Source organism: Reyranella massiliensis 521 (genome assembly GCF_000312425.1).
GTDB lineage: Bacteria > Pseudomonadota > Alphaproteobacteria > Reyranellales > Reyranellaceae > Reyranella > Reyranella massiliensis.
This window is the reverse complement of the sequence record NZ_HE997181.1, coordinates 4,770,423-4,784,505: the sequence shown is the minus strand read 5'-3', so window position 1 is coordinate 4,784,505 and position 14,083 is coordinate 4,770,423. Positions and strand designations below refer to the sequence as shown.

The 14,083-nt window shown below is 65.5% G+C and carries 7 protein-coding genes and 1 riboswitch; of the genes, 6 read left to right on the top strand and 1 reads right to left on the bottom strand.

Annotated features, from left to right (window positions below):
- Positions 1–3 precede the first annotated feature (3 nt).
- Positions 4–1,197, top strand: a complete 1,194-nt coding sequence (locus tag BN60_RS23375; protein WP_020698593.1) for a CaiB/BaiF CoA transferase family protein — start codon at positions 4–6, stop codon at positions 1,195–1,197.
- Between the two features lies 1 nt (position 1,198).
- Here BN60_RS23375 and BN60_RS23370 read toward each other — a convergent pair whose 3' ends face one another.
- Positions 1,199–2,434, bottom strand: coding sequence for an OprD family outer membrane porin (locus tag BN60_RS23370; protein ID WP_215905934.1), 1,236 nt, complete (start codon positions 2,432–2,434; stop codon positions 1,199–1,201).
- A 132-nt stretch (positions 2,435–2,566) separates the two neighbouring features.
- A riboswitch (TPP riboswitch) is annotated at positions 2,567–2,690 on the top strand.
- Positions 2,691–2,739: 49 nt separating this feature from the next.
- On the opposite strand from BN60_RS23370, the gene thiC reads away from it, so the two are divergent.
- The 5 genes from thiC to BN60_RS23345 all read left to right on the top strand — a co-directional run bounded on the left by thiC (position 2,740) and on the right by BN60_RS23345 (position 14,051).
- Entirely contained in the window at positions 2,740–4,572 is a 1,833-nt protein-coding gene (gene thiC, locus BN60_RS23365; protein ID WP_020698591.1) for a phosphomethylpyrimidine synthase ThiC, read from the top strand.
- A 127-nt stretch (positions 4,573–4,699) separates the two neighbouring features.
- Positions 4,700–6,010 carry an MdtA/MuxA family multidrug efflux RND transporter periplasmic adaptor subunit gene (locus BN60_RS23360; RefSeq protein ID WP_051150175.1) on the top strand — a complete coding sequence of 437 codons (1,311 nt, stop codon included), beginning with the start codon at positions 4,700–4,702 and terminating at the stop codon, positions 6,008–6,010.
- Positions 6,011–6,022: 12 nt separating this feature from the next.
- The gene (locus BN60_RS23355) at positions 6,023–9,190 is read left to right on the top strand and encodes an MdtB/MuxB family multidrug efflux RND transporter permease subunit (protein ID WP_020698589.1); all 3,168 of its coding nucleotides are present in this window, start codon (positions 6,023–6,025) and stop codon (positions 9,188–9,190) included.
- Complete coding sequence (locus tag BN60_RS23350) at positions 9,187–12,489, top strand: efflux RND transporter permease subunit (RefSeq protein WP_020698588.1); 3,303 nt, start codon at positions 9,187–9,189, stop codon at positions 12,487–12,489. Before BN60_RS23355 ends, BN60_RS23350 begins: the two co-directional genes overlap by 4 nt.
- Positions 12,486–14,051, top strand: coding sequence for an efflux transporter outer membrane subunit (locus tag BN60_RS23345; protein ID WP_020698587.1), 1,566 nt, complete (start codon positions 12,486–12,488; stop codon positions 14,049–14,051). The genes BN60_RS23350 and BN60_RS23345 overlap by 4 nt, the downstream gene beginning before the upstream one ends.
- Positions 14,052–14,083: the final 32 nt, after the last annotated feature.

Here is a 14,083-nt window from a genome sequence, read left to right as displayed (position 1 = left end):
GTCATGAGTAAGCCGTTCGCGGGCATCAAGGTTCTCGACTTCACGCGCGTGCTGGCGGGGCCTTACAGCTCCTACCAGCTCGCCCTGCTCGGTGCCGACGTGATCAAGGTCGAGTCGCTCGAAGGCGACGACATGCGCTTCGGCAGCCGCGCCAACGACTGGGAGAAGCGCGGACTCGCTGCTCCTTGGGTGGCGGTGAACGCCGGCAAGCGTTCGATCACGCTCGATCTCAAGAAGCCCAAGGCGATCGAGATCATCAAGCGGCTCGTGGCCACGTCCGACGTGGTGGTCGAGAATTTCCGGCCGGGCGTGATGGACAAGCTCGGCATCGGCTACGAGACCTTGAAGGCGATCAACCCGAAGCTGATCTATTGCGCGGTGTCTGGGTTCGGCCAGGTCGGACCCGACGCCAAGACGGCAGCCTTCGACGGCATGATCCAGGCCATGTCGGGCCTGATGTCGATCACCGGCTTCGAGAACAATGGCCCGACACGCGTGGGCTTCGCCGGCGCCGACGTCATGTCGGGGGCCACTGCGGCGCTGGGCATTGCCTCGGCGCTCTTTCAGCGCACCCACACGGGCAAGGGCCAGCTTGTCGACGTCGCGATGATCGACGCGGTGATGGGCTATCTCGCCCAGCAATTCACCGAGCATCTGATGACCGGCCGCGTCCATGGCCAGGCCGCCAATCTCTCGGTGACACGCAAGCCCACAGGCAATCTCTTCAAGACCAAGGACGGCTGGATCGTGCTGGCTGTCATGACCGATCCGCAGTTCCAGCGGCTGATGAAAGTGCTGGGCCGCGAGGATGCGCTGGCCGATCCGCGCTTCGTCGACTGGCCGACGCGCATCCAGAACAACACGGCGCTGCACGAGATCGTCGAGGCGGCGATGAAGACCGAGACCTCGGCAACCTGGGGCGAACGCTTCGCCAAGAACGACATCCCGGCCGGCCGTGTGCTCAGCATTCCCGAAACCGCGCAGCTCGATCTCTTCAAGCATCGCACCGTGCTGCAGACGGTCGAGACCGAACACGGCCCCATCAAGGTCGTGGGCTCCGGCTTCCGCCTCGAACACGGCGGCGGTTCCGTCGAGCGGCCACCGGCCACGCTCGGCCAGCACACCGACGAAGTGTTGAAGGAAGCCGGCTATTCGCCGGCCGAGATCGCGGAAATTCGCAACAGCAAGGTCGCCTGAACTACCGCCTGAACCCCTTGAAGTTGACCTCGTAGTTCAGGATCACGCGGTAGTCGTTGATTTGCGCGTAAGCGCCGTTGAACCACTGGTCGACATGGGCCATGCGCCCGCGCAACCGCAGCGGCTTCAACCATTCGGGCGCGGATTTTGCCGCCACCTGATACATCAGGTCGAAATCGTACTCGTTGTTCTGTGGGAGCGGGAGACCCGTCACTGCGTCGAGCGCACCGCTGCCGAAGGTTCCCGACGCCAGAAAGGTGAGGCCGGGAATGCCGATGCCGATGAAGTCGTAGGTGATGCCGACCTGGAACGCGCGCTCGTTGGCGCGATCGAAATCCAGCACGATCTGCTTGGTGTAGCCGATCCACTGGCCGTAAGGCGTGCGGTAGGCGGCGGCGCTGCCGGTCTGGGTATAGGCGCCCCACAGCGAGAACTCCTTCCAGAGGAGATCGGTACGCACGCCTGCCGACCAGGTGCTGAAGGGCCGGCCGGTCAGCAGATTGAGCCCGTTGCTTCCCTGCACCATCACGTTGCTGGCGAAGCGGAACTTGAGGTCGTCGACGATCGTAAACGTCTTGACGATGTCGCCGTAGGTCGAGGTGAGAATGTCCGGCACGTAATAGACGGAGGCGCGCAGCCTGAGATCGTCGACCGCGCCGTATTTGAGGCTGAAGAGGCCCATGCCGGCATTGTGGTTCGGCGCGCCGGCGCGCTCGGCCATGTTGATGAAGGTCCAGTAGTCTTTCGGCTTGATCGCCGCGACATAGCCCGCGAAGTAGTCGATGGGCCCCAGTCTTCCACGTAGCGCGTAGGCTTCGAAGGTGATGGGGATCATGCGGTCGTCGTTGGGGTTCACCTCGAGCTCGTCGATGAGTTGACGATAGGCGGTGAAGGTCTGGCCCTTTGCGCGGACCGAGGCATAGCCCTGACCGAGGATGAAGAAGCCGTACTGCCCCGTCTTCAGGAGCTGGGTGCCGCTGGTGCTGGGTGGCGCCCAGAGCGGTTGCGTCGTGTAGCCGACGGCGCCGATCTGAAGCGTGTCGTAGAGCCAGCCGGACTGGTAGCCGATCCAGCCGCCGCCGGCCCAGGCCACGTAGTTCGGCAGCGTAGCGTTGGTGCGGTCCATGTAGAAGCTGCGCAGGTGCACGGTCGCTGTCGCGTCATCGTGTATGAAGCTCTTCAGTGCCTCGCCCAGCGATTGCGCCACGGCCGGCGTCGTCATCGCGAATGACGACAACGCCGTCAGGATCCAGAGCCGAACGCTCAGGCGCCGTGCATGGGCTGCGCGAGGGATACCATCCGAACATGGCCGATTTGCCGGGCTGGCGTTCATCTTCGCTTCCTCTCAGCGAGCCCGTATCCTATCCTTTTCTTGTCCAAGGGGGGTCCCGCAAGGGGCTGAGATACCGATGACCGTCTGACGGCGGTGGCGCGGTGACCCTTTGAACCTGATCCGGGTCATGCCGGCGAAGGGACTGGATATGCCTCCTTTGCACGACTGCGCCGGATCTCCGTCTGCCTACCAGCCACGGGAGATCCATCATGGACACGATCGTTACCAGCACAAACCCGCAAGCCACCCCGCCGAAGGTAACCACGGGGCCGCTGCCCTCTTCCCGCAAAGTCTATTCGGTACCCGACGCCGCGCCCGATCTCCGCGTACCCTTGCGCGAGATCGCGCTTTCGACCGACGCCGAACCGCCGGTGCGCGTCTACGACACGACCGGGCCCTACACAGATCCCGAGGTCGCGATTGACGTTCGCAAGGGCCTGGCGCGCCCGCGCCGTACCTGGATTCTCGAACGCGGCGGTGTCGAGGAGTATCAAGGCCGCGCCATCCAGCCGATCGACAATGGCAATGTGAAGGGCACGGCGCTGCGGCCGTTTCCCAACACGCCGCGACCGCTGCGCGGCCTCGACGGCAGGCCGATCACGCAGTTCGAATGGGCACGCGCCGGCGTCGTCACCAAGGAGATGGTCTATGTGGCTGAGCGCGAGAATATCGGCCGCAAGAAGATCCTGGCCGAAGCGGAAGCGCGGCTGGCCGATGGCGAGAGCTTCGGCGCCGCCCTGCCGGCCTTCATCACGCCGGAGTTCGTGCGGCAGGAAGTGGCGGCCGGCCGCGCCATCATCCCGGCCAACATCAACCACACCGAACTCGAGCCGATGGCCATCGGCCGGAACTTCCTGGTGAAGATCAATGCCAACATCGGCAACTCGGCCGTCTCTTCCTCGATGGAGGAAGAAGTCGAGAAGATGGTGTGGGCGATCCGCTGGGGTGCCGACACGGTCATGGACCTGTCGACCGGCCGCAACATTCACGATACGCGCGAGTGGATCGTGCGCAACGCGCCGGTGCCGATCGGCACGGTGCCGATCTACCAGGCGCTGGAGAAGGTTGGCGGCGACCCGACCAAGCTGTCGTGGGAGGTCTTCCGCGACACGCTGATCGAGCAGGCCGAGCAGGGCGTCGATTATTTCACCATCCATGCCGGCGTGCGGCTGGCGCATGTGCCGCTGACGGCAAGCCGTGTCACCGGCATCGTGAGCCGCGGCGGTTCGATGATGGCCCAGTGGTGTCTCACCGAGCATCGCGAGAGCTTCCTCTACGAACACTTCGGCGACATTTGCGACATCATGCGCAAATACGACGTGTCGTTCTCGCTGGGCGACGGGCTGCGGCCGGGCTGTAACGCCGACGCCAACGATGCCGCCCAGTTCGCCGAACTGGAGACCCTGGGCGAACTCACCAAGATCGCCTGGGACAAGGGCTGCCAGGTCATGATCGAGGGGCCGGGCCATGTGCCCATGCACAAGATCAAGGCCAACATGGACAAGCAGCTGCGCGAGTGCGGCGAGGCGCCGTTCTATACGTTGGGACCGCTCGTCACCGACATTGCGCCGGGCTACGACCACATCACCTCGGGCATCGGGGCCGCCATGATCGGCTGGTTCGGCACGGCGATGCTCTGCTACGTGACGCCCAAGGAGCATCTCGGCTTGCCCGACCGCGACGACGTGAAGGTGGGTGTCATCACCTACAAGATCGCCGCCCACGCCGCCGATCTCGCCAAGGGCCATCCGGCCGCCCGGCTGCGCGACGACGCCTTGTCGCGGGCGCGCTTCGACTTCCGTTGGCGGGATCAGTTCAACCTGTCGCTGGACCCGGCCACGGCCGAGAAATTCCACGACGAGACCATGCCTAAGGAAGCGCACAAGACCGCCCATTTCTGCTCGATGTGTGGGCCCAAGTTCTGCTCCATGCGCATCACCCAGGACATCCGCGATTACGCCAGGAAGGGCATGGACGAAATGAGCGCCAAGTTCCGGGAAGGAGGCAATTCTCTCTATGTCCCGGAAAAGGCCGCCGACTGAACGTCTACAAAGCGTAGACGAGCCCGATGAGGCGGGTTGCCTTGCGCCCGCCTTATCGGTGGGGGAGACTCGGGCGGTTCGGTTCGTAGTATATGTAACTGACCGCTTTCTAGGGTGTAACTAAGCGATGAAACGGCTGCGAACCCTGCTCGGGATCGGCCTCGGGCTGGCCATTGTTGCTGGCGCAGGCTGGTATATGTCGCAGCCCGGCTCGGCCCCGCCGGCCCGTCAGGGCGGTAGCCGTTTTGCCGCTGGGGCTGCCGTTCCGGTCGGCCTGGCAACCGCGGCCAAGGGCAATATCCCCATTACGATCAGGGCGTTGGGCACGGTGACGCCGCTGGCGACGGTCAACGTCAAGACCCAGATCACCGGCCAGCTCATGGACGTCTACTTCAAGGAAGGCCAGACGGTGAAGCAGGGGGATCTGCTCGCTCTGGTCGACCCGCGGCCCTATGACGTCGCCCTGCAACAGGCAATCGGCCAGCAGCAGAAGGACGAGGCGCTGCTCAAGAACGCCCAGGCCGACCTCGAACGCTACAAGAAGCTGGTGGCGCAGGATTCGATTGCCCGCCAGCAGTACGACACGCAGGTCGCCCTGGTGCGGCAGTACGAGGCCGCGCTGGTGATCGACCAGGCGCTGGTCGATGCCGCAAAGCTCAACGTCACCTACACGCGCATCGTGGCGCCGCTCACCGGCAAGATCGGCCTGCGCATGGTCGACAAGGGCAATTACGTGACGATGGGCGACGCGACCAGCATATGCGTCATCATCCAGGTCCAGCCGATCTCGGTGATCTTCACTATCCCCGAAGATACACTGCCGTCGGTGCGCAAGCGCCTGGCGGCTGGCGCCAATCTTGAAGTGCGCGTGTTCGACCGTTCGCAGAAGAACGAACTGGCGCTCGGCCGGCTCGATACGACGGACAATGTGATCGATACGACCACCGGCACGGTGCGCCTGCGCGCAGTGTTCGAGAACGCCGACGAAAGTCTGTTCCCCAACCAGTTCGTGAACGTCCGTCTCCTGGTCGACACGGTGACGGATGCGACGGTCGTGCCGATTGCCGCCATCCAGCGCGGCCAGCCCGGAACGTTCGTCTACCTGGTGAAGCCCGACGATACGGTGACGATCCGCGTCGTCGAGCTGGGCGCTTCGGATGGCGACAAGGTTGCCATCACGAAGGGCCTGCAGGTCGGCGACAATGTCGTGGTCGACGGCGTTGACCGCCTGCGTGACGGCGCCAAGATCCGCCGGCCCGGAACGACGCCGCGTACCGCCGGCGGGCCGCCCGTCGCCACGGCCGTGCCGGAGGGCAAGGCGCAGGAGCAGCAAGGTCAGGGACAACACGATCAGGGGCAGCAGGGCCAGAGGCAGCGCCAGCAGGCCAATGGCGGCGGCGGCGCTGCTGCGGCACAGCCGACGCCACCCCGCCAGTAATCAGGCCGCGACATGAATCCGTCGCGGATTTTCATCGAACGGCCGGTTGCCACCTCGCTGTTTATGGTGGCGATCATGCTGGTGGGCATCATTGCCTACCGCTTCCTGCCACTCTCCGCGCTGCCTCAGGTCGACTATCCGACCATTCGCGTGCTGACGCTCTATCCCGGCGCCAGCCCGGAGGTGATGACGACGTCGGTCACGGCGCCGCTCGAACGTCAGTTCGGGCAGATGCCCGGCCTCAATCAGATGACCTCGACCAGTTCGGCGGGCGCATCGGCCATCACCCTGCAGTTCGACTTGAAGCTCGGTCTCGATATCGCCGAGCAGCAGGTGCAGGCCGCCATCAATGCCGCGGGCAACCTGCTGCCGGGCGATCTGCCGGCGCCACCGATCTACGCCAAGGTCAATCCGGCCGACGCGCCTGTACTGACGCTCGCCGTCACGTCGCGCTCCGAGCCGCTGACCAAGATCCATGATCTGGTCGATACACGACTGGCACAGAAGATCTCGCAGATTCCGGGCGTCGGCCTTGTCAGCCTGGAAGGCGGGCAGAAGCCCGGCGTGCGCATCCGCGCCAATCCGACGGCGCTTGCCGCTTACGGTCTCAACATCGACGATCTGCGCACCGTCATCGCCAACGCCAACGTGAACACGCCCAAAGGCAACTTCGACGGGCCGGCGCGGGCGCTCACCATCAACGCCAACGACCAGATCACCGATCCCGACACGTTCCGCGACATCGTCGTGGCCTACCGCAACGGTGCGCCGGTGCGCATCCGCGACGTGGCGACGGTCGAGGAGGGGCAGGAGAACAACCGCATCGCGGCGTGGGCCGACAGCGTCCAGGCCGTGATCGTTAACGTCCAGCGCCAGCCCGGCGCCAACGTCATCGACGTCGTCGACCGCATCAAGGCGTTGATGCCGCAGCTTCGAGAGACCCTGCCGAACTCGCTCGACGTCGCCGTGCTGACCGACCGCACCGTGACGATCCGCGCCTCGGTACGCGACGTGCAGATCGAGCTCACCTTCGCGGTCATCCTGGTCGTGGCGGTGATCTTCGCCTTCTTAGGGGACGCCCGCGCCACGCTGATCCCGAGCTTGTCGGTGCCGCTGTCGCTGGTCGGCACGCTGGCGGTCATGTATCTCGCGGGCTTCAGCCTGAACAACCTGTCGATCATGGCCTTGACCATCGCCACCGGCTTCGTGGTCGACGATGCGATCGTCATGATCGAGAACATCGCCCGCTACATCGAGCGCGGCGAGGATCCCCTGGCGGCGTCCCTCAAGGGGTCACGGCAGATCGCCTTCACGGTGGTGTCGCTTACCGTTTCGCTGATCGCCGTGTTGATCCCGTTGCTGTTCATGAGCGACGTCGTGGGGCGCCTGTTCAGCGAATTCGCCGTCACCCTCTCCGTGACCATCCTGATCTCGGCCGTGGTGTCGCTGACCCTGGTGCCGATGCTGTGCGCGCAGCTTCTTCGCCGGCGGCCGCATGCGGCGGCCGGCCCCGAGACGACGACGGAAACCCGCACCCATGCCGGCGGCGAGGAGCAGGCGATGGGCGCGCGCTGGTTCGCCCGCCTGATCGATTTCTACGATCGTTGCCTGGTTGTGGTGTTCCGTCATCAGACGCTGACCCTGCTGGTCGCGGTCGGCACCGTGGCGTTGACGGTGCTCCTCTACGTCGTCGTGCCTAAAGGCTTCTTCCCGGTTCAGGATACCGGGTTGATCCAGGCCGTTACGGAGGCGCCGCAGAGCGTTTCCTTCGACGCCATGAGCAAGCGCCAGCAGGCGTTGGCCGAGGTCATTCTCAAGGATCCCGATGTCGCGAGCCTTGCGTCCTTTATCGGCGTCGACGGGACCAACCCGACGCTGAACTCGGGCCGCATGCTGATCAACCTCAAGCCGCGCGGCGAACGTTCGCTGTCGGCGACCCAGATCATCCGCCGGCTGCAGCGCGAAGCGGCCTCGGTCGTGGGCATTTCGCTCTACATGCAGCCGGTGCAGGACCTCACGATCGATTCGACGGTGAGCCGCACCCAGTATCAGTTCGTCCTGGAGAGCGCGAAGGCCGACGAATTCGACATCTGGGTGCCGCGTCTGATGGAGCGGCTTGGCCGCCTGCCCGAAATCGTCGACGTGACGAGCGATCTTCAAAACAAGGGCCTGTCGATGTTTATCAAGATCGACAGGGATGCTGCGGCCCGGTTCGGCATCACCGCCGCGACCGTCAACAACGTGCTCTACGACATCTTCGGCCAGCGCATCGTCTCGACCGTCTACACGCAGTCGAACCAGTATCGCGTCATCTACGAGGTTGAGCCGGCGCTGGGGCGTTCGCTGGAGGCGTTGAACAGCCTCTACCTTCCCGGCTCCCAGGCCGGCAAGCAGGTGCCGCTGTCGGCCATCGCGACGTTCGAGGAACGGGCAGCGCCACTGCGGCTCGACCGTTTCGGCCAGTTTCCGGCCACCACCATCTCCTTCAACCTGGCGCCGGGCTATGCGCTGGGCGCCGCGGTCAACGCCATCGTCGCGGCGCAGCAGGAGATCGGCATGCCGCGGTCGATCACCACGCACTTCCAGGGCGCGGCACTCGCCTTCCAGAAGTCGCTCGACAGCCAGCTCCTGCTGATCCTGGCGGCCATCGTCACCGTCTACATTGTGCTGGGCGTGCTCTACGAGAGCTACATCCATCCCATCACGATCCTCTCGACCCTGCCGTCGGCCGGCATCGGCGCGCTGTGGGCGTTGATGCTGGCGGGGAGCGAACTCAGCGTGGTCGCCATCATCGGCATCGTGCTGCTGATCGGCATCGTGAAGAAGAATGCGATCATGATGATCGACTTCGCCCTCGACGCCGAACGCAACGAGGGCAAGTCGCCGCGCGAAGCGATCCACCAGGCCTGCCTGCTGCGCTTCCGGCCGATCCTGATGACCACCGTCGCCGCCCTTGTCGGCGCACTGCCCCTGATGCTGGGCACCGGCACCGGCTCAGAGCTGCGCCAGCCGCTCGGCCTCACCATCGTGGGCGGCCTGATCGTGAGCCAGGTGCTGACGCTCTTCACGACGCCGGTGATTTATCTCGCCTTCGACCGGCTGGGCCGCCGCCTGCGCGGCCTGCCGCCCGATGCGCCGCTTTACCCGGTTCGCGGCGAGGTGGGCGAGGGGGCGCCGTGAATCTGTCCGCACCCTTCATCGCGCGGCCGGTCGCCACGACCTTGCTGACGATCGGCCTGGCATTGGCGGGCCTGGTGGCTTTCTTCAAGCTGCCGGTGTCGCCGCTGCCCAAGATCGATTTCCCGACCATTCTCGTCACCGCCAATCTGCCGGGCGCCTCGCCGGAGACGGTGGCGACCAGCGTGACCACGCCGCTGGAACGGCGGCTCGGCGCCATCGCCGGCATCAGCGAGATCACGTCGTCGAGCACGGTCGGCAATTCGCGCATCATCCTGCAGTTCGATCTGTCGCGCAGTATCGACGGAGCGGCGCGCGACGTGCAGGGCGCGATCAATGCGGCGCGCGCCGACATGCCCACCGATCTGCGCAACAACCCGCAGTATCGCAAGATCAACCCCGCCGATGCCCCGGTCATGGTGATCGCGCTGACGTCGAACACGCTGGGCCAGGGCCGCCTGTACGACGCCGCCTCCAACATCCTGCAGCAGAAGATCAGCCAGGTGAGCGGGGTAGGACAGGTCCAGCTGGGCGGCAGCTCTCTGCCGGCGGTGCGGGTGGAGATCAACCCGACGGCGCTGAACAAGTATGCCATCGGCCTGGAGAGCGTGCGCGCGGCCATTGCTGCGGCCAACGCCAACTCGCCCAAGGGCGCGATCGAGCACGGCGATCGCCGCTACCAGATCTATTCCAACGATCAGGCGACCACAGCCGACCAGTACCGCTCGCTGATCATCGCCTGGCGCAATGGCGCGCCTGTCCGGCTGTCGGATGTGGCGGAGGTGATCGACTCGACCGAAGACATCCGCAACGAAGGGCAAGCCAACGGCAAGCGCTCGGTGCTGGTGATCATCTACAAGCAGCCCAACGCCAACATCATCGAGACGGTCGACGCGATCAAGGAACTGCTGCCGGAACTCCAGGCGGCGATGCCCAACGATGTCGACGTCGAGGTGGTGGCCGATCGCACCACCACGATTCGCGCCGCACTCAAGGAAGTGGGTTCGGCGCTGGTGATCAGCGTCATCCTGGTGGTGCTGGTCACCTTCGCCTTCCTGCGCTCGGCGCGGGCCGGGTTCGTCGCGGCCGTGACCGTGCCGGTGTCGTTGATCGCCACCTTTGGCGGCATGTACCTGCTGGGCTACAGCCTCAACAACCTGTCGCTGATGGCGATGACCATCGCGGCGGGCTTCGTGGTCGACGATGCGATCATCGTGCTGGAAAACGTCTCGCGGCACATTGAAGAGGGAATGTCGCGAATCGAGGCCGCGCTCAAGGGCGCCCGCGAGGTCGGCTTCACCGTCGTGTCGATGAGTCTGTCGCTGATCGCCGTGTTCATCCCGATCCTGCTGATGGGCGGAATCGTCGGCCGCCTGTTCCGCGAATTTGCCGTCACCCTGTCGGTGGCAATCGTCGTTTCCATGGTCGTGTCGCTCACCGCGACGCCGATGATGTGCGCCTACGTGCTGCGCCAGCCGCAGGATCGGCCGCCGGGCTGGTTCTTCCGGGCGAGCGAGCGGGCCTTCGCGCTGCTGCAGGCCCTGTACGGCCGCAGCCTGGGCCTGGTGCTGCGCCATCCGCTGATCACCATCCTGGTCTTCCTGGGAACCGTGCTGCTCAACATCCATCTCTATGTCAGCATCCCCAAGGGCTTCTTCCCGCAGCAGGATACCGGACGCATCGTCGGCGGCATTCGCGCCGATCAGAGCATTTCCTTCCAGGCGATGCGGCGGAAGTTCCGTCAGTTCATCGAGATCGTGCGGTCCGATCCGGCGATTGCGAGCGTCGCGGGTTTCACCGGCGGCTTCCAGACCAACTCGGGCTTCATGTTCGCGACCCTGAAGCCGCTCGGCGAGCGCGACGTCTCGGCCGATCAGGTGATCGCGCGGCTGCGGCCCAGGCTCGCGCAGGTGCCGGGTGCAATGCTGTTCCTGCAGTCGGTGCAGGATATCCGGGTCGGCGGCCGGCAGAGCAATGCGCAATACCAGTTCTCCCTGCAGGCCGATTCGTTGCCCGACCTCTATGCCTGGGGACCGAAGCTGACCGAGGCGCTGCAGAAAGACACGTCCGTCATCACCGACGTCGACTCCGACCAGCAGCAACGCGGCCTGCAGATCAACCTCACCATCGATCGGGACGCGGCGAGCCGCCTCGGCGTGTCCACGCGCGCCATCTCGGCGACGCTCTACGACGCCTTCGGCCAGCGCCAGGTTTCGACAATCTACAATGCCCTCAACCAGTACCACGTCGTCATGGAGGTGGCGCCGCAATGGTGGGCGAGCCCGGAGACGTTGAAGGACATCTATGTCAGCACGTCGGGCGGGGCGCTGAGCGGGACGCAGACCTCCGGCGGCATCGCCGGTGCGCTGGCGTCGCCGGCCATCGGCGCCAAGGCGGCGATCGCCGCCGATCCCGCCCAGGCGCTGCGCAACGCCCGGACCAATCAGATCGCCATCGGTGGCCGCGGCGGGGCGTCGACCGGCGCCGCGGTCAGTACGGCCGCCGAGACGTTGATCCCGCTGACGCAGTTGACCCGCTACGAATACGGCACCACGCCGTTGGCGGTTAATCACCAGAGCATGTTCGTGGCCAGCACGATCTCCTTCAACCTGGCGCCGGGCAAGACCTTGAGCGATGCGGTCGCCTACGTGAACGAGACGATGCGCGAGATCGGCGTGCCGACCACGCTGCACGGATCGTTCCAGGGCACGGCGCGCGCCTTCCAGCAATCGCTGAACAACCAACTGCTGCTCGTGCTGGCGGCGCTCGCCGCGGTCTATATCGTGCTCGGCATCCTCTACGAGAGTTACATCCATCCGATCACCATCCTCTCGACCTTGCCGTCGGCCGGTGTCGGCGCCCTGCTGGCACTGCAGTTCTCGGGCGTGGAGTTCAGCATCATCGCCATGATCGGCGTTCTGCTGCTGATCGGTATCGTGAAGAAGAACGCCATCATGATGATCGACGTCGCCCTGGAACGAGAACGTCGCGAAGGTCTGGAGCCGGCGGTGGCCATCCACGAGGCGGCCGTGCTGCGCTTCCGTCCGATCCTGATGACGACCATGGCCGCGATCCTCGGCGCGCTTCCGCTGGCGCTGGGATATGGCGACGGCGCGGAGTTGCGCCGGCCGCTTGGCATATCGATTATCGGCGGCCTTATCGTGAGCCAGATCCTGACCCTCTACACCACGCCCGTCATCTATCTTTACCTCGACCGCTTCCGCCGTCGCGACCGCGACCAGCCAAGCCGTGTCGCCCGCGCCCTGGGCTCCTCCGGCGGCCCGACGGGAGTGCCGGCATGAAGCGCATCGCGGCGCTTCTTCCGGCCGTTCTTGTATCGGGCTGTCTTGTCGGGCCGAACTATGTCCGTCCACCGCCCGCGACCTTGCCGACGCAGGCCTACAAGGAGGCCGAGCCCGTCACGGGGGCCGCTGCCGTCTTCCAACCCGCACAGCCGCGCGATGGCGTCGACCGCGGGCCGTGGTGGCAAAGCTATGGCGATCCGGTTCTGGATAGCCTGGCGGCGCAGATCGATGTGTCGAACCAGAACCTGAAAGTGTTCGAAGCCGGCTACCGGCGGGCGCGGGCGCTGATCCGGCAGGACCAGTCGGCGCTTTTCCCGACAATCAGCGGAACCGGCGCGGCACAGCAGGCCGGCACTGGAGGGTTGCGCGGGACGACCGGCACGACCACGACCATCACGCGCGGCGACTCTTCGCAGGGTCAGTACACGACAGGCGCAACGCTTGCCTGGGAGATCGACATCTGGGGCAGGCTGCGGCGTCAGATCGAAGGCGATTCGGCTGCCGCGCAGGCTAGTGACGCCGATCTCGCCAATGCCCGGCTGTCGGCGCAGACCGATCTTGCGACGAGCTACTTCGGGCTGCGCATCTCCGACGATCGCAAGCGGCTCTATGAAGAGACCGTTGCCGCCTACGCCCGTTCCATGCAGATCGTGCAGAATCAGGTCGATGCCGGCATCGTCTCGCGTGTCGACCTGGCGCAGGCACAGGCGCAGTACGAGCAGACGCGTGCGCAGCTCGTCGGCGAAGCCATCAACCGGGCCTTGTTCGAACACGCGATCGCGCTGCTGGTCGGCAAGGCGCCGGCCGAAATCGGCATTGAGCCCTCCCGCACGCAACTCACCGTGCCCACCGTCGAGGCCGGCGTGCCATCGACCTTGCTCGAACGACGGCCCGACATTGCCGGCGCGGAGCGCCGCATGGCTTCGGCCAACGCGCAGATCGGCGTCGCGATCGGCGCCTTCTATCCGCAGATCTCGCTGGGTGCTTCCATTGGCTTCCTGGCCGGCGGCCTGGGCTCGCTGCTGCAGATCGGCAATGCAGTGTGGTCGGTGGGGCCACAGCTTGCCGGGACCTTGCTCGATGGCGGCGCGCTTTCCGCACAGGTCGAAGGCGCACGGGCCAACTACGACGCCACGGTGGCGACCTATCGCCTGACTATCCTGACCGCTTTCCAGCAAGTCGAGGATGCGCTCGCCCAGCAGCGCATCCTGGTGCAGCAGGAGAAGGTCCAGCGCGCCGCCGTCGCTGCCTCCCGCGAGGCTGAACGGCTGTCGCTCAATCAATATCGCGTCGGCACCGTACCCTATACGACCGTGGTGCAGACGCAGGCCACGGCACTGGCGGCCGAGCAGACTTTGCTGACCATTCGCCTCAATCGGCTTATCGCCAGTGCGAACCTGGTGAAGGCATTGGGCGGCGGCTGGCAGCAGGCCGATCTGCCGGCCGTGACGCCGATCGGCGGCCTCAAGCGGGCGAACCCTGCGCCGCCGGCCCTGCCGACGCCTCCGCCTCAGCCGGCGCCGTCGCCGGCCGTGCCGACCGTTTCGGCGACACGCTAGGACTCGACAACCCTCGGGGAGGAGGATTTTCT

Excerpts from the sequence above, each read along its gene's own strand:
- BN60_RS23375 (WP_020698593.1), top strand. The coding sequence starts at position 4 with ATGAGTAAGCCGTTCGCGGGCATCAAGGTTCTCGACTTCACGCGCGTG.
- thiC (WP_020698591.1), top strand. The coding sequence starts at position 2,740 with ATGGACACGATCGTTACCAGCACAAACCCGCAAGCCACCCCGCCGAAG.
- BN60_RS23360 (WP_051150175.1), top strand. The coding sequence starts at position 4,700 with ATGAAACGGCTGCGAACCCTGCTCGGGATCGGCCTCGGGCTGGCCATT.
- BN60_RS23355 (WP_020698589.1), top strand. The coding sequence starts at position 6,023 with ATGAATCCGTCGCGGATTTTCATCGAACGGCCGGTTGCCACCTCGCTG.
- BN60_RS23345 (WP_020698587.1), top strand. The coding sequence starts at position 12,486 with ATGAAGCGCATCGCGGCGCTTCTTCCGGCCGTTCTTGTATCGGGCTGT.